This window comes from Paraburkholderia sp. BGA-UO-ETr-F21, from assembly GCF_059567925.1.
In genome coordinates, this window is record NZ_JCAQOY010000039.1 from 21202 (window position 1) to 37357 (window position 16156).

Annotated in this window: 18 protein-coding genes; 8 read left to right on the top strand and 10 right to left on the bottom strand. The window is 61.9% G+C overall.

The window, feature by feature from the left end:
• The first annotated feature begins 338 nt into the window (after positions 1-338).
• A complete protein-coding gene (hpnC, locus tag AC57B1_RS29565; RefSeq protein WP_408352263.1) occupies positions 339-1205 on the top strand; it encodes a squalene synthase HpnC in 867 nt (288 codons plus the stop codon).
• A complete protein-coding gene (locus AC57B1_RS29570) occupies positions 1205-2377 on the top strand; it encodes a glycosyltransferase (RefSeq protein WP_496419456.1) in 1173 nt (390 codons plus the stop codon). The genes hpnC and AC57B1_RS29570 overlap by 1 nt, the downstream gene beginning before the upstream one ends.
• Before the next feature lie 61 nt (positions 2378-2438).
• Here the strand turns inward: AC57B1_RS29570 and AC57B1_RS29575 are convergent, their stop codons facing one another.
• Together AC57B1_RS29575 and hpnA are read right to left on the bottom strand one after the other, a co-directional pair.
• Positions 2439-2981 (bottom strand): hypothetical protein, encoded by a 543-nt coding sequence (locus AC57B1_RS29575; RefSeq protein ID WP_091805407.1) that lies wholly within the window; start codon positions 2979-2981, stop codon positions 2439-2441.
• A gap of 136 nt (positions 2982-3117) precedes the next feature.
• Complete coding sequence (gene hpnA, locus AC57B1_RS29580; RefSeq protein WP_408352259.1) at positions 3118-4128, bottom strand: hopanoid-associated sugar epimerase; 1011 nt, start codon at positions 4126-4128, stop codon at positions 3118-3120.
• A gap of 223 nt (positions 4129-4351) precedes the next feature.
• Between hpnA and AC57B1_RS29585 the strand changes: the two genes are divergently transcribed.
• Entirely contained in the window at positions 4352-4645 is a 294-nt protein-coding gene (locus AC57B1_RS29585) for an acylphosphatase (protein WP_007178616.1), read from the top strand.
• Between the two features lie 147 nt (positions 4646-4792).
• Here AC57B1_RS29585 and egtD read toward each other — a convergent pair whose 3' ends face one another.
• Positions 4793-5773 (bottom strand): L-histidine N(alpha)-methyltransferase, encoded by a 981-nt coding sequence (gene egtD / locus AC57B1_RS29590; protein WP_496419457.1) that lies wholly within the window; start codon positions 5771-5773, stop codon positions 4793-4795.
• 600 nt (positions 5774-6373) lie between these two features.
• Here egtD and rarD point away from each other — a divergent pair.
• Entirely contained in the window at positions 6374-7270 is an 897-nt protein-coding gene (rarD, locus tag AC57B1_RS29595; protein WP_408350882.1) for an EamA family transporter RarD, read from the top strand.
• Positions 7271-7319: 49 nt separating this feature from the next.
• Here rarD and AC57B1_RS29600 read toward each other — a convergent pair whose 3' ends face one another.
• Positions 7320-7859 (bottom strand): Mpo1 family 2-hydroxy fatty acid dioxygenase, encoded by a 540-nt coding sequence (locus AC57B1_RS29600; protein WP_408350879.1) that lies wholly within the window; start codon positions 7857-7859, stop codon positions 7320-7322.
• Between the two features lie 91 nt (positions 7860-7950).
• On the opposite strand from AC57B1_RS29600, the gene AC57B1_RS29605 reads away from it, so the two are divergent.
• Both AC57B1_RS29605 and AC57B1_RS29610 read left to right on the top strand, forming a co-directional pair.
• Positions 7951-8664, top strand: coding sequence for a Crp/Fnr family transcriptional regulator (locus AC57B1_RS29605; RefSeq protein WP_496419458.1), 714 nt, complete (start codon positions 7951-7953; stop codon positions 8662-8664).
• 254 nt (positions 8665-8918) lie between these two features.
• Positions 8919-9473, top strand: a complete 555-nt coding sequence (locus AC57B1_RS29610) for a transglycosylase SLT domain-containing protein (RefSeq protein WP_091809037.1) — start codon at positions 8919-8921, stop codon at positions 9471-9473.
• A gap of 44 nt (positions 9474-9517) precedes the next feature.
• Here the strand turns inward: AC57B1_RS29610 and AC57B1_RS29615 are convergent, their stop codons facing one another.
• The 3 genes from AC57B1_RS29615 to AC57B1_RS29625 form a co-directional block, all read right to left on the bottom strand.
• A complete protein-coding gene (locus AC57B1_RS29615) occupies positions 9518-10402 on the bottom strand; it encodes a 4-hydroxy-tetrahydrodipicolinate synthase family protein (protein ID WP_496419459.1) in 885 nt (294 codons plus the stop codon).
• 2 nt (positions 10403-10404) lie between these two features.
• Positions 10405-10746, bottom strand: a complete 342-nt coding sequence (locus AC57B1_RS29620; protein ID WP_496419460.1) for a hypothetical protein — start codon at positions 10744-10746, stop codon at positions 10405-10407.
• 259 nt (positions 10747-11005) lie between these two features.
• Entirely contained in the window at positions 11006-11386 is a 381-nt protein-coding gene (locus tag AC57B1_RS29625; RefSeq protein ID WP_408350867.1) for a hypothetical protein, read from the bottom strand.
• 335 nt (positions 11387-11721) lie between these two features.
• Between AC57B1_RS29625 and AC57B1_RS29630 the strand changes: the two genes are divergently transcribed.
• Entirely contained in the window at positions 11722-13461 is a 1740-nt protein-coding gene (locus tag AC57B1_RS29630) for a class I SAM-dependent methyltransferase (protein ID WP_496419461.1), read from the top strand.
• Positions 13462-13518: 57 nt separating this feature from the next.
• Here the strand turns inward: AC57B1_RS29630 and AC57B1_RS29635 are convergent, their stop codons facing one another.
• The 3 genes from AC57B1_RS29635 to AC57B1_RS29645 form a co-directional block, all read right to left on the bottom strand.
• On the bottom strand, positions 13519-13779 hold the full coding sequence (locus tag AC57B1_RS29635; protein ID WP_408294748.1) for a hypothetical protein: 261 nt from the start codon (positions 13777-13779) through the stop codon (positions 13519-13521).
• A complete protein-coding gene (locus AC57B1_RS29640) occupies positions 13772-14521 on the bottom strand; it encodes a DNA/RNA non-specific endonuclease (RefSeq protein WP_091805442.1) in 750 nt (249 codons plus the stop codon). The genes AC57B1_RS29635 and AC57B1_RS29640 overlap by 8 nt, the downstream gene beginning before the upstream one ends.
• 371 nt (positions 14522-14892) lie before the next feature.
• A complete protein-coding gene (locus AC57B1_RS29645) occupies positions 14893-15252 on the bottom strand; it encodes a DUF3564 domain-containing protein (protein ID WP_091805444.1) in 360 nt (119 codons plus the stop codon).
• Positions 15253-15412: 160 nt separating this feature from the next.
• Between AC57B1_RS29645 and AC57B1_RS29650 the strand changes: the two genes are divergently transcribed.
• Complete coding sequence (locus AC57B1_RS29650) at positions 15413-16105, top strand: DUF4410 domain-containing protein (RefSeq protein WP_496419462.1); 693 nt, start codon at positions 15413-15415, stop codon at positions 16103-16105.
• Positions 16106-16156 lie beyond the last annotated feature (51 nt).

Genomic DNA, 16156 nt, shown 5'->3' on the forward strand with positions numbered 1-16156 from the left:
TTGGCGAACTCCGACTGACGCGGGTTCGAAGAAGTCGGTAAATCTGACTTTATCGCCGCGATCATCTAATTTAGTTGACGTCTTGAGCCCGGCGCTTGCCGGTACAGCAAAACCAAACGCGCATTCTAACGCTATCAGGCCGGCTTTGCTTTGGCGGCGCCCGGCCGGTGTTGGGCGGCCGCCGCAGCGGCGGACCCACGGTTGAAGCCGCAAGCCGGCACGTGCCAGTGCGAATGCGGCAATCATTACACGCTGCAGCGGTTTAACGGAACCCTTAAACTACGTAGTCCTGCGGCGCCCCGGCGCCCACATTACAAAAGGGTTTCGAGGCTCGCTGGATGGACGTCGATCAATACGAAGATATTCCGGTCGCGAGCGTGTTGCTGCCAAAAGCGCTGCGCACGCCTATCGGAATCATCTATCAGGTGGTCCGCACGGCGGGCGACATTGCCGACGAAGGCGACTGGAGCGCGGCCGAACGGCACGCCCGTCTCGCCGACTTCCGCGCCGGTCTCGACGCGGTCGCACAGCGGCGCGCGGCGCCGGTTCATCCACTGCTGTTCGGCAAGCTGGCCGGTGTTGTGGCGCAGTATAAACTACCGCTCGCGCCGTTCTACGATCTGCTCCACGCGTGCGCTCAGGACATCGACACCAACCGGTACGCCGACCGGGCCGCGCTGCTGGATTATTGCCGCCACTCGGCGAACCCGCTCGGGCATCTGATGTTGCATCTGATCGGCGCGGCCACGCCGGAAAATCTCGCCGACGCCGACGCGATCTGCACGGCGTCGCAATTGATCAGTTTCTGGCTCGACGTCTCCGCCGACTGGAAAAAGGACCGCGTGTATCTGCCGCTGGCGGACCTGCGGCGCTTCAACGTGAGCGAGGCGCACATCGCCAACGGGGTTGCCGATCAGGACTGGCGGGCGCTCATGGCACACGAAGTGTGTTTCGTCCGGGACATGCTGGTGCGCGGCGCGCCGCTCGCGTTGCGCATTCCCGGGCGTCTGGGAATCGAGTTATGCGGGGCCGTTCATGGCGGGCTGCGCTTTCTCGACAAAATCGAGACGGCGGGCTACGACGTGTTTCGCGAGCCGCCGGTGCTCAATACATTTGACTGGTGCGTTGTCGCGGCCCGCACTGTCGTGATGTGGCTGTCGCGGCGTGTCGGTGTGGCAGCGCGTTCAATCGAGGGTAATGTTTAATGGCGGTGGTTCTGTTTCTTCTTTCGTGTCTTTCCCTGCTGATCTGGTGTGTGTTGCTGTTCGCGCGCGGCGGTTTCTGGCGCGCGCGTCCCGCCGCGCCGCTCACCATCGCGCCGCGCGCTTCGTGGCCGGCGGTCGCCGCCGTGGTGCCGGCCCGCAATGAAGTCGACGTGATCGCCGAAGCGGTCACCACCCTGCTTCAGCAGGACTATCCGGGCGAATTCCACGTGATCGTCGTGGACGACCACAGCACCGACGGCACCGCCGACGCCGCTCGCGCGGCCGCGTTGCAGTTGCAGTGCCCGGATCGCCTGACCGTGCTGAGCGCGAAGCCGCTACCGTCGGGCTGGTCCGGCAAGGTGTGGGCGCAGTCGCAAGGCATCGAGGCGGTGCGCACGCTCGGCTTGCCCGCGGACTTTCTTTTGCTTACCGACGCCGATATCGGCCATCCCGCCGACGCGGTCGCGCAACTCGTCGCGCGTGCTGACGCGGAACAGCGCGACCTCGTCTCGCTGATGGTGCGCCTGCGCTGCGATTCGTTCTGGGAAAAGGCGCTGATTCCCGCTTTCGTCTTCTTCTTTGCTAAGCTGTACCCGTTCTCGTGGGTCAACAACCCGCGCAATCGTACGGCTGCGGCCGCGGGCGGCTGCATGCTGGTGCGCCGGAGCGCGTTGGAAGAAGCGGGCGGCATCGAGTCGATCCGCGCCGAGCTGATCGACGACTGCAGCCTCGCGGCGCGCATCAAGCATCGCGGCACGGGGCGTCATCCGATCCGGCTGGACGTGGCGGCGCGCAGCGTGTCGCTGCGTCCGTACGACAACTGGCGTGAGATCTGGAACATGATCGCGCGCACGGCCTTCACTCAACTGCATTACTCGCCGTTGCTGCTGGCAGGCACGCTGGTCGGCATGACGATCATTTACCTGGTGCCGCCGGTAGCCGCACTGGTCCTCGGCCCGACGGGCTGGCCCGCGTGGCTCGCATGGGCGGCCATGTGCTGCGCTTATGCGCCGATGCTCAGCTACTATCGCCGCTCGCCGCTGTGGGCGCCGTTTTTGCCGCTGGTCGCGTTGTTCTATGTCGGCGCGACGTTCGCGTCGGCGATGCGCTACTGGCGTGGCAAGGGTGGGCAGTGGAAGGCGCGTGTTCAGGCGCCGGTGCAGGAGCGCTGAAACAGCGGTCAGACACAGGTGGAATGCAAAAGCGGCGCTCTCGGGCGCCGCTTTTTTTGCATCAGCCTTTGGTGAGCATCATGTAGAGCTGGATCACCATGTCCGGCGAAAACGTGAACGGAACCCAGCCGTGCCCGGTATGGCGCATGACCAGCAGACGGTCGCCGTTCGACTGCTTCTGCACTGCCATGACCGGATTCTTCGTGGACACGAAGCGCCAGCCTGGCGGAATACCCGGCGGCGGTTCAGGCGTCATTGAAGCACGCGCGTTCGACAACTCCTCGATCAGTTGGCCGATCTGCTCCGCGCGCAGCGCGACCGTCTGGCCGCCGATCGTCATGGTGATCTCGTTCTGCGCGGGGCGATTGATTTCGAGCGTGGGCTGAACCTGCGGGGCCGGCGCCTTGTCTTCGACTACGGCCGCCTCAGTGTCGGCCGCAACCGCTTCAGCCCTGGATTCGGACGCGACCTGCTCCACCGGCGCCTGCGGCGCAGTGGTGTCTGCGGGTGTCTCGGGGATGTTTTCGGCCTGCGGGGCCACGACAGCCTGAATGAGCTGATCGACGCCCACTTCCAGCGCGCCGAGCTGTTCGTGAAGATTCATGCGAGGTTTCTCTGGTAAGACCCACGATTTTACCTGCTGCGCGTAGGCTTTTACCTTTCGCTAACACAGTGACGTTGTAACAAAATGCTTGCGGCCGCGCCGGATCCTCCGGTGCGGGCCGCGTGTTCGGGCAGTCTCAGGCCTTCAGATAGCCGGCTTGCCGGAACCAGTCGAGGGCATCGCTCAGACCCTCGCGATAGGGCCGGGCATGGTAGCCGAGTTCGCGCTCCGCTTTCGCCGATGTGAAATACATCTTGTTCTTCGACATTTTCAAGCCGTCGACGGTCACGAACGGTTCGCGTTTCGTGATCTTGGCGACTGCCTCAGCGCCCATGGCCAGCGGATAAAGCGGCCAGCGCGGCAGGCTGAGCGTCGGTGCTTTGCGGCCGGTCAGCGCCGCGATATCCGCGAGCATCTGTTGAAGGGGCAGATTTTCGCCGCCGAGAATATAGCGCTCGCCGATCTTGCCGCGTTCAAGCGCAAGGAAATGGCCGGCCGCGACATCGTCCACGTGGACGAGGTTAAGTCCTGTGTCGACGAACGCGGGAATCTTGCCGAGCGCCGCTTCCACGATGATGCGTCCGGTCGGCGTCGGTTTGACGTCGCGCGGACCGATCGGCGTGGACGGATTGACGATCACCGCGGGCAAACCGTCTTCGGCGATCATTCGTTCCACCGCGCGTTCGGCGAGCACCTTGCTGCGCTTGTAGACGCCGATAGCCTGGTCGGCTTTGAGCGGCGAGGTTTCATCGGCGGACTGGCCGGAACTGGTCACTTTCAGCGTCGCCACACTGCTCGTGTAGACAATCCGCTCGACGCCTTCCTTCAGCGCCGCGCGCATGGTCGCCTCGGTGCCTTCCAGGTTCGAGCGCTCGATCTCGCTCGGGTCCGGCGCCCATAGGCGATAGTCGGCGGCCACATGCAGCAGATAGCGCACGCCGCGCAGTGCGTTGCGCATCGACGCTTCGTCGCGCATGTCGCCCACCACGATTTCCGCGTCCAGCGACTCGACGTTCTGACGCGGACTGGTCGCGCGCACCAGCACGCGCACCTTGAAACCTTTCTGTTGCGCGATGCGCGCCACCGACGAGCCAACGAAGCCGGAGGCGCCGGTCACGAGCACGAGATCGCGATTCTGTTCGGTCATTCTGTTTCCATTTCCTGCGTGACAGTCGACGGATTGTACGTGGCGCGCGTGTTGCATGTCGCGCGAACGGCCTCAAACGGGTCGGCGGGACGCGCGCATTGCCGAGCAAGCTCGCCGCGACGCGACTAGAATGCCGGCTTGAAAGAACGTGTGCATCGGATCGGAGTCAGTGCTTTGCATGGCAGCTGAAGCGCTCACTCCGGTTGACAGAGGAGAAGACGGCATGGCCCCGGATCTGGATCAGCGGATCGAAACTTACTATGTACGCGTACGCGGCACCGTGCAGGGCGTCGGCTTTCGCCACGCGACCGTGCGGCAGGCCCACGCGCTTGGAATCAAAGGATGGGTGGCGAATCTCGACGACGGTTCCGTCGAAGCCATGTTGCAGGGCTCGGCCAACCAGGTCGACCGCATGTTGTCGTGGCTGCGTCACGGGCCGCCGGCGGCGCGCGTGACCGAAGTGAGCGGCGAAGAACGCTCCACCGAAAAGCGCTACGAGCGTTTCGAACAGCACTGAGCGGCGTTCCACGCAAAGCAAAAGGCGTCGCGCCATCATGCCGATGGCGCGACGCCTTGCCGTTTTTGCGCGGCTACTCAAGCCGCTCCGAGTCATTCGGCGGCGCCGCCACGGTCACCGCACGTTCGAGGCACGCTCACCCCACGTTCAACGCGCCACGAGCAGGCTCTCCGCAAAGCCCCATTCTTCTTCGACCCATTGATGGCTGCAGACGAAGCCGGCGTCGTCTGCAATCGCGGGCATTTCTCCCGCGCGATATTTGTGGCTGCTCTCGGTCCAGATCGTTTCGCCCGCTTTGAGCGATACCGTCAATTGCGCCGCGCCCACGTGCGCGGTGATATCGCGCTTCGCGCGCAGGTGCATTTCGATGCTGCGCGCGTCCGGGTTGAAGCGCGCGACGTGCTCGAATGCGTCGAGCGGAAAGTCACCGTCGAGTTCGCGATTGATCCGCGCCAGCAGGTTCAGATTGAACGATGCGGTCACACCGATCGAGTCGTCGTAGGCGGCGATCAATACGGGCGTCGGCTTGATCAGATCTGTACCGAGCAGCAACGCATCGCCGGGCGCGAGCATGTTGCGGATGTCGCGCAGGAAACGCGTCGCCGCGAGTCTGCCGAAATTACCGATCGTACTGCCAAGAAACAGTACGAGTAACCGTTCGTCCGCCGCGCGTTGCTTGCTCACTTCGGCGAGACCTGCCAGATAGTCCCGTTCATAGCCGACGATCGAAATACGCTCAATGTCGCCGAGTTCGCGCCTGCACAACTGCAATGCACTGCGCGAAATTTCAATCGGGCAGTAAGAAGTGGGGCGCTTTTTACACAGCGCTTCCAGAATGCGCCGTGTTTTACGGCCGCTTCCGCTGCCGAGTTCGGCGACGGTCACGTCGTGCGGCAAATGCGCAACGATGTCGGCCGCGTGCTTCGCGAGCAGACGTTCTTCGGCGCGGGTTACGCCGTATTCCGGCAACACGGTAATCACTTCGAACAGTGCGGAGCCCACTTCGTCGTACAGATATTTCGACGGCAACTCTTTCTGAGGCGTATGGGTGAGGCCTGCGCGAACGTCGGCGGCGAAGGCGGAGCGTAGGTCGGGTGATGCGTCGTGCGATAGGGCTGGCTGCGTCATGCTGTCTCCAGTAGTCACATTCGATGAATCACATGCGATGAGGGATGCTGTTGCCGGGGGCGGCGGCACGCGTGGTGAGACGCGAGTTCAGGCGTGCCGTGGAGGGGAAGGGCGGGCATGGTCCGTGAGACTGCCACTGCCGGCCCGGCTCATGGCTGCTGCGTATGCTGTCCCCGAAAGGACCTTCTGCGAGGCATTGCCAACGACGCTGCAACAACGTCGCAAGACTTCGTAGCAAGTTTCGCGCTTGAGCCGCTTTGCGCGGGATCGCGAGCGATGTTGCCGGTGAAAAAGCCCGGCTGTTCCAGCCGCGCGTGAAGTTATGTTCTAGTGCACCGACGCGCAATGCGCACGGAATAATTGCAGCCTGCCGACAGAAGCTGGCGGACCCGTGTACGGATACCCGTCTAGAATGCCGGCTTGCGTCGTATTAAAAGATAAAAAACGCAGTGCCTGTTTCGCGCTGCCCGCTTGTGAGACTTCAGTTCCAATGACAACGATAAACGCCGCGCGGCCGCATGCTGCGCTGCAATCCCAGCTATTCGCGCACACACGTTTATCTGCGGCGAGCGCCGAAGCGCCCACACGATGGAGCGCACGATGAACCAGTATGACCCAAAGCGCGGTATCGCGTTGTCGGTCTGCGCGTCAACCATGTTCGCATTACTCTCCGCTTACGCAACACTGCTCGCGCCGCTGAGCGGCCTCGATATTTTTGCGTGGCGTATTGTATGGACCGTGCCCGGCGCGCTATTGCTGGTCGCTTTGCGCAAGCGCCTACCGATTCTGCGGCAGCTTCTTTACCGCATGGTGACGGAGCCGGCACTCGGCGTGGCGATGATCGTGAGCGCGGCGTTGCTCGGCGCGCAATTGTGGGTGTTTCTATGGGCGCCGCTGCATGGCCGGATGCTCGAAGTGTCGCTCGGCTATTTCCTGTTGCCGCTGGTGATGGTGCTTGTTGGGCGCTTTCATTATCACGAGCGGCTGGACGGCTTGCAGTGGCTGGCGGTGGTGTGTGCAGCGGTTGGCGTCGGCCATGAACTGTGGGTGACGGGCGCCTTCTCGTGGCCGACCTTGCTGGTCGCGATAGGCTATCCGCCGTATTTCGTGTTGCGCCGCAAAATCAATCAGGACTCGCTTGCCATGTTCACCGTGGAGATGGCGCTGCTGTTGCCCGTGGCGGTCGTTCAGGTGTTGAGCAGCGCTTCGCTGACGTTGATCTCCGGAAGTCTCGCGATGTGGTCTCTCTTGTTGCCCGGTCTCGGCGCGCTGAGCACCATTGCGCTGGCTTCGTATCTGAAGGCGAGCCGCCTGTTGCCGGTCGCGTTGTTCGGCATTCTCGGCTATGTCGAACCGGTGCTGCTCGTGCTGGTCTCGATCACGTTGCTTGGCGAAACGCTCAGCGCCGCACAGTTGGCCACCTACGTTCCTATCTGGGTCGCGGTTGCGTTGACGGCATTGCATAGCGTGCGCCTCGTTCGCTTCGCGCCTGGCTGAGCCGGACGATCCGCATTGAACATGGGGTCGACGAACGAGGAGGCGCGCGCTAATGATGTGCCGCCGTACGGTCCGCATTGATGCGCGTCGGGCCGACTTGCGCCTCGATCGCTTCGCGTAGCGCGGGCCGCCAGCCGAAGCCGAACAACGCTTCCGCGAGAACGAACAGCGGTCCGATCAGCAGCCCGATCACATCGTCGACAAAGGCCGGCTTGCGATGCTCGTACGCGACATGGCCGATGAACTGAAACACCCAACCGACCAGAAAAAGCCCGACGCCGATCACGAGCCACGTCAGCGTGGATTGCGCCGCGCTCCACCGACCAAACGCGACGCACAGTGCGGACACGAGCGCCATCAGCAGGCCGAGCGGCACGTCGAGCACGAGGTAGTAGAGCGTTGCCGCGATGAACAATACCCATGCCGGCGATAACGTCAGCGGCAGCGCGCCGATCGCAAAAGCGGGCCGGCTCAACAACACTGCCAACGCAAGCACGATCATCGGAATGCCGATGAAATGCGTGGCGATGTTGCGCCGGTCACGATGGTAGGCCGCGTACTGCGTCAGCTGTTGTGTCAGCGTTCTCATGGATCCCGCTCCGTGGTTAAAGTCAGCATAATCGCGGGCAGCGGAATTTGAAACCATCGGGTAGCCGACAATCGGGCACGGAAGCCGTTCTATGACTGCGATTTTTCCATCGAATGAGCTGGTCGCGCTGCTCGAGCGCAGCGCGTGGTTTCGCTCGGCGCCGGCTCCCATGCGTGCGCAGTTGGTCGACGTAGGGCGTGTCGAGCACCTCGCCGGCGGTCAGCGGCTCTTTACTCGCGGCGATTCCGACGACGGCCTCTATTGCGTGCTCGATGGCCTCGTGAGAATTGGTGCGGCGAGTTCGGCGGGCAAGGAGGCCTTGCTTGCCGTTATCGAACCGGTGAACTGGTTTGGCGAGATCGCGTTGTTCGACAATCGGCCGCGAACCCACGATGCGTATGCCGAGCGCGATTCCGCGCTGTTTCATGTGCCACGCGCCGCGCTCGCCGCGCTGCTCGAACGCTCGCCCGCTTATTGGCATGTGTTCGGCTTGCTGTTGACACAAAAGCTGCGGCTTGCCTTCGACGCGATAGAAGAGGCCGCGTTGCTGCCCGCGGCGCAGCGCGTGGCGCGCCGTTTGTTATTGATGGCTGGCGGCTTCGGCGAACCCGGCGCATTGCGGCGCGTGCTCAAAGTCCCGCAAGAAGATCTCGCGATGATGCTGGCGCTGTCCCGGCAAACCATCAACCAGGTATTGAAGCAATTCGAAATGCAAGGCGCGCTGAAGCTCGGTTATGCGGAAATCGAAATTACCGACGTGCAGAAGCTGGGTGTTCTGGCGGAGCTGAATTTGCCTGCGGATTGACGGCTGAGCGTTTGTTCTCGCCTGCTCGCGCCCTGCGCGATAGACGACACGCCGACCAAGCGCCGACCAAGCGCCGACGCATTTTTATAAGCATTTTACGGCGCGCGCCTATTTCTATTGCGATTCGCTATATCCAGCCCGGTAAGGTCGAGGCATCCGGGTCAGGAAGCGAAAATATGCATGGGGTTAGCGCTCTGCAAGGTGTGTCACGACAACGAAAGGCCGACCGTTACGCGGTACGCGGCTTGACGAGCATGCTTGCAGCGATCGTCTTCACGTTGGCTAATGCCGCGCATGCCGCCGGCGCCGATACTGCTGCCGATGCGCAGCCGACTGCATCCGCTGCTCCGATCCTCGCGAGCGATGCCACGCTGGAAGCCAGCTTGCCGACTCTGGGCGATATCACCGCCATGTTGCGCGCACAGTTTCGTGTGGCGCCGACAGAGTCGTTGAAGATTGCCCGCGCAGTGCTCGCCGAAGCGGACCGCCACGCCATTTCCCCCATCCTGCTGCTTGCCGTGATGGCGGTCGAGTCGAGCTTCGATCGTTATGCGGTCAGCGTCGCGGGCGCGCGAGGACTCATGCAAATCCTGCCTGCGGCTCACCCGCAATTGATTGCAGGCGCGGCCGATCTATCCGATCCGGCCATCAACGTGCGGATCGGTTCGACCATCCTGCGCCGCTACCTTGACGAAAGCGGCGGTGATCTCGATGCCGCCTTGCTGCGCTACAGCGGCGGAGGCCGCGGCTATGCGCGGCGCGTGGTATTGCGTATGCAGCGTTTCGACGCAAGCCTGCGCCGCGAATGAACGACTCATTCGCGGCGCGGTGGAGAGATCGAACTGCGAACCGGCTAGTTCACCACGCCGGCAAATTCGGCGCGCAGATCCTGTAGCCGGTCGCGCGCGGTGCTCAGACGCTCGACAAGTTGCGCCGATGCACGCGAGATCGGCATGCGTGTTTCGTCGCTGAGCGAATGGTCGAAGGCGAGCATCGCTTTGATGGCGGACGGATTGGGCGCGGCGAACAGGAGCCGTAAGACCGGCAGCAAACTCGCGAACAGATTGCGCGCGTCCACGTCGCGCTCGGCCCGCAGCAGATCCTGAAACGCGACCAGCAGGTCGGCGCAGACATGCGCGCTCGCCAGAATGCCACCTGTTCCGCCGTGATGCAGACAGTCGTCCAAGGCTTCGTCGGTGCCGCACAGGACGTTGATCGGCAGCGTGCTCAATCTGCTGAAATGCTCTTCCACGCACTCCTTGATCGCGACGATGTTGCCGCACTCGATGAGTCGCGCGACGGTATCCGGCGCGATCGTCACGCCGGTCCGGTGCGGCACGTTGTACAGCACGATCGGGCGCTCGGTCGCGCCCGCGGCCTGCTCGAAGTGCCACTGCACGCCCGCTTGATCCGGGCACACGTAGGACGGCGCGGAGACCAGATAGCCCGCGCAATCCCAGCGCTCGTAGCGCTGAATATCGTGCAGGACGTCGCGCGTATTCGAGCCGCCGACGCCGATTAGCATCGGCAAACGGGAGCGGACTACTTCGCTTAAGGCCTGCAATACCGTCAGACGCTCGGCGTCCTGTAACAACGCGGCTTCGCCGGTGGTGCTCAACGCGACAATGCCGGCGATCCCGGTGCGCAAGTAGTAGTCTGCGAGGCGCTGCAATGCGTCGATATCGACTTCGCCGTTACGCAGCGGCGTGACGATGGGCAACCAGATACCTGAGAACATGATCAGCGCACCTTTGCGGCCGCGCTGCGGCGTTTCAAAGGTCCGATCATCGCGGCGGGAAGCGTCGAGATCAGCGTGTGCAGTGTGAAGTCGAGGTCGTCGAAGGCGATGTCGAGTTGTACGCGGATTTCCTCGCGCATTGCCTCAGTGGCGACGACGTAGACACCGAGCGGAGAATGAAGCAGGACGCGAAGTTGGGTGCCGGGCAGTTCGCCTGAACGGTGAGGCAGGGTCACCTGGAAGCGAACGCGAGCCGCGGGAAAGGGAATGACGTTGTTGCGTTGAACGCGTGCCTCGTCGAAGGGCTGCGCGGCGAAGCTATGAATTGTTTGCGTGAGAGCCATGTCATGCGGCGTTCGTCGACGCCATGGTTGATCAAGACAGTTCGAGATTAGACTTCCGCAGGTAAACGCAGTGCAAAAATTGAGGCGTCCGCTGAAAAAATCATGCGGGCGCTATGCCGGTTCGCTCGCCGTGCGAGCACTCGCAGCTCGAACGCGCATAAAAAAAGGCGAGTCATATGACTCGCCCTCCCTGAACGGCACAGTTCGGCTTCGATTACCTGCACATGCCTGGCCGGTGCGTGCCGAAACCGATCACGTGTTATTGCGTTTTTGTCGTGTCGGTTTTAGCGCCGTCGGCTTTTGCCGGGGCATTGCTGGCCTCTTTCGTGCTCTCCGTTTTAGTCTTCGCTGCGCTCGTGTCTGCTGCGGCTTTCTTGGTGGTCTTGTGGGCTTTCGCCGTGTGATGCGCGGAGGTCTTCTTCACATGCGCTTTGGGCGTGGCTTTGGCCGGCGCTTTCGTTGCCGCTGCGCCTTCATCTGTCGCGCCGGTTTGCACGGCGGTGCTCGCCTTCAGATTCGCCTGGCCGGCGGGTTGCGTTTGCGCGGGCTGCGCAGTTTGCGTGCTGGACGGTGCGGCCGTTTGAGCGAAAGCGGTCGACACGAGCAGAGCGGAAGCGAGAGCGGCGAAAAGCGTCTTCATGGTTTAACTCCTGGTTTAACCGGTTGATTCTTGTGTCGCGGCTGAAATGTTTCAGCGCTGCCGGTTTAACGTTGACGGGAGGACAGGAGTTGACGACGTTGTAGTGACAAAACGTAACCGCTGAAACATATTGGGGATCCCGAAGCAGTTACGGCCGTCCGGCTCGCACCTTGGCGGCAAGTTGGAAACGGGCGTGTTAGCACCCAGAGCCCTACCTGTATTGTGATATAGGAGTTTTTGCCAGCGGAATATCATCTGCTCTCCATGTCACAATCGGGCGGGCTGGCTATCGCTAGAGTGGCGTGATTTCTCATCTAACTCGTGCGAAACACCAGATGAACCAGTCACTCAAACTCGCGCTGCGGCGCGCGCGGGATCCGGCATTTCTGCATGGCTACTTCTCCGGCGTCGGCTTGAACATGGGCGGCGGGCGCGATTCTGATTTCGACTACGCAGGTCTTTTTCCCGGCATCGAACAACTAATCGCCTTGAACGTGAATGAGCGTGACGTTATCCATATGGACGACGCGCCGGCCGATGTATTTGATTTTGTTCATTCGGAGTGCCTTGGGCGTTTCGCCAATCCTCGGCAGGTACTCGCCAGGTGGCTCGAACTCATCAAGCCCGGCGGTTATCTGATTTTGACGTTGCCAGCCGATCCTCGCGTCGAAGAGAGAATATCGCCGACCCTGACGGATGTCGATCACGAACGCATCTTCACCCTGGATCGGCCTGACGCGGCGATCGCGGGTTCCGTGAATGTGCTCGAGCTGGTGAACGATGCTTCGGCCGTTTCATCGTGCGAACGCATTTTGCTGCTCCGCGAATTCGACGAGAATCGGCAAGAGGAGTCGGCCGACAGACAGCATCAAGCGGCCGCGTACGCGATAGAAATCGTGCTGCGCAAGCGCGATGTGCCTCGACTCTTCGACCTGGTCACTGCCATGCCGGGTGCGCAAACCGATTCAGCCATGCTCGACCTTTGCCACGCAACGCTAAGGCTGTATCCGTATCGATTCCAGACCTACTTCCACATCAACTTCGAACTGGTACGTCGAGGCTTTTGCGATCGACTGGAGGACCTGTGGGACGAAAGCGTCCGACGGCTCCCGAACGAACGCTTGCCTCGGCTCTTCAATGCGCTGATGCTGATTGCTCTGGGCAAACTTACCGAGGGTTTTCGTCGACGTGAGGCGCTGTTCGACGGCGCGGATTGGCGAGGCCGGACCACCGTGGCGCCGCCGGCTTACGCAAACTGGTGTGGCGAGTCGCTCGAAGGCAAATCGATCGTTATCTGGAGCGAATTCGGTCTGGGCGACGAGATTTTCTTTTTTCGGTTTGCGCGGATTTTTCGCGAGCGCCACGGGGCGGCGCGGGTGACGGTGGTGTGTCAGGCGCCGCTTGTCGAATTGTTCAGGGCTTCAGGCGAGGCCGCGGTGATCTGCTCCGTCGAAGATGCGCCACAACTGCCGCTTCATGACTATTGGGTCTATCCGCATGCGATTCCGGTGTGGGCGTCTCTTCACGTCGATCATTTGCCGGACGTGGTGCCGTATCTGCGGATGGGGGGCGAGCACACACCGATGGTCTTGCCGGGCAACCCGCGGGCGTTCAAAGTCGGCGTGATCTTCAAAGGTGCGCCGACGCACGAGAACGATGCTGCCAGATCGCTGCCGTCGCTCAGCTGTCTAGATCCACTCTTCGCGCTCGACGACGTGGAGTTCTACATCATGCAGAAAGGACAAGGCGAAGACGAAGCCGCCGACTACGCCGTGCGCTTGCGCAACGTGCATGATCTCGGACCTCGTCTTCGTTCATTTGGCGATACGGCAAAAATGATGGACGCGTTGGACCTGATCATTAGCGTGGACACATCGGCGGCCAATCTGGCGGGCGCGATGGGTCGGCCGCTGTGGCTAATGTTGCCCATGCTGGGCGACTGGAGATGGCACCTCGAACGGGAAGACAGTCCGTGGTTTCCCTCTGCCCGCCTGTTTCGGGAAAAAGGCAGAGGGTGGCCTGAGGTCGTGGAGCGAATTCGCCTGGCTTTGATCGAACTGCGGAACACACGATGATGGCCGCCCGCTCGCACGAAGAAAACGCATCACGCCGCACGCCGGCGCTTTACGTGACTAATTGAACGGGTTTTGCACGACGCCGGGTTTCGCATCCGGCTCGTCCTTGACCTTCGCGGGCAAATTGCTCTGTGCCTGCAAGCTGGTCACGATCGCATCCACCGCGTCTTTCAGTGCCAACGCCGCCTTCAATCCGCGCTGATCCTGCGTCAACTCCAGCGTGCCGTTCAGCACGATGCGCGTCGTGCCGTTGCTCACCGTTAGCGCATCGCCCTGAATGTTGAGCACGTCGTCGTCGTTCGAATAGGGTTTAAACACCTTTCAGTCCTCCCGGTCGTTGATCTTTCAGGCTTTCCGGAATGCCCGGAAAACGGATGCCCGATGCCGCTTCGAGTTCGTGAATCGTCTTGATGTCGTAACGGTTGGTGGAGACATTGTCCACCACTACGGCGAACGCCATTTGCCGCGAAGGCACATAGACCACCTTGAACAACTGCGTCGGCACGAACACGCGCGTCGGTCCGATGGTCTGCAACTGCTGGCCGTTGAAGATCGGGCCGGTGACGACATAGGTGTCGTCGTACTGCACGGCGATCTTGCGCACCGAGGTTTCAATGCGCGCCCACAAACGCTGATTGTTCTCGCGATTTTGCGGCACGATGTTGGCGAGCGAGAACGATTGTGCCATCGCCTCCTGATTCCAGCGATTGCCGGCCGGGCTCATGTGGCCACGATCGAATCCGCTGCGCTTATAGTCCGCCAGCGTGGCGCCTTCGCCATCCGGCAAGCGCGCGTCTTCGAAAAACTTGTTGGTGCGCACCATGTCTTTGGCGGCTTCGATATGGTCGCGCGTGAGATGCTCGGCGGACCACAACGGACCGTGCGTGATGCCCGAATGCAAAACCGCGAAATCGCTGTAGCAAAGCATGCGCGTTTTCGGGGCCATCTTCTGATTGCTCAGAACAGGCCATTGCGCATTCGGCGTGAATTGGGTGCAGGAGGGCGCTGCGCTGGCATGAGCGGCAACAGCGAACAGCAGACAGGCAAACCACTTCTTCATGTGTCAGTCAGTCGAGGGATGGGGGCGCAAGTATAGCGTTGCGAACCCGTCTCGCGCGACGTGAAATGGACGAACGGCGCAGAGAAGGACAACGCATTCACGCGCTCCGCGCCGCAATGAAAACGATGCCGGCATGAGGCGCGCACGAAGCGCCTCCACTGCGCGCCGCACAAAAAAAATGGGCCGCTTTGCAGCGACCCTAATGCGTGGATTTCCAACTCTACGCACGCAAACTTAAGACGGCCTTAAATCTGCTCGAGACGAAAGTTGCAAAAAGAGTCGGCGTGCGAACGCACGTGCGAATTCCTCCGTGCGCAAGCAAAATGCCGCGCACGCGGAAAGTTCGACCGATAAAAAATGAGTGCTGGAGCCTAATTGCCGAACACGCTGTTCTCGGCGCGGACCGTCTGACGGTCCACCGCTTGCAGACGCCAGAAACCGCTGGTCGGCGCGCGCGTGGGCAGTGCGGTCCATGCCGCGGCGCCTTGCGCGGCGCTCACGCGTTGCTTGCGGTCCACGTGCAAGCCGCGCAGCGTACACAGCGGCGCATCCGTGCTGGGCGCACAGAGAGTCGTCACGCCGTTGTCGTCGCGTAGCTCGCCCCACGGGGGGAGATCGATCCCTTGATGTGCTTCTCTCGACCACCGGTGTTCTTCGGTATCGAGCCATAGCACAGCGTAGTCGTGGTTAACGGTGGGATCGGAACCGTTGATGAGGATGGTCAGTCGCATGGCGGGTTCCGTACAAAGTGCGAAGTTGTGCTTTATCAGTCTACGCCGCAACGAGTGTTATGCAAGGCAAAACGTATGACGATCGGGCACGAAAAAACGGACGTGTAATGGGGACGGTTGTACGATAGCCGCGTCGTGTTGAATCTCGCGGAGGCGCGCCATGCCGCATCGATTTCTGCAATGCATGTTGATGGCGGGATGCCTGAGCGCGACGGCCGCCGTCAGCGCCGCGGCGGAAAGCGCGCCGTTCGCCGCGCCGGCGCCGATTGTCTATGTGGCCGACTTCGAGCTGGATGTCGCGAACGTAACGCCGGACAGCGGACCGGGCCAACGCGTGCGTCGGCTGCGCGGCTTGCTGCCGAGCGGACCGGGGCCGATGGGACAGGACACGAATCCGCAGGACCACGCCAAACACATTGTGGACGAAATGGCGGACGCGCTAACGGACGATCTGAAAAAGGCTGGCGTCGACGCACGTCGTAGTGCTCCGGGTCAGCCTTTGCCGACTGTTGGTTGGCAGGTGCGCGGCGTGTTTCTGAGCGTCGACGACGGCAATCGCCTCAGGCGTGCGATGGTGGGTTTGGGCGCCGGCCAGAACGACATCCAGGTGGCGGTGTCGTGCGACAGCCTCAGCGCGGCTGACTTGCCGCCGCTCTATCAGGCCGTCGACGAAGCCGACAGCAAAGGCATGCCGGGCGCGGCCATCAAACTGAATCCCTATGTGATCGCCGCCAAGTTTGTGATGGCGAGCGGCGACGAGAAAAAAACGATCAGGAAGACGGCTCAGCAGATTTCAGATGCTGTGACCGCCAAACTGCATGGCGCCGCGCAGCCGCAGTCGCAATCGCAGTGATTCGCTCTGAAACGCCTGCGGCGCGGCCCCAGGCGTTATCACTCCCCAACG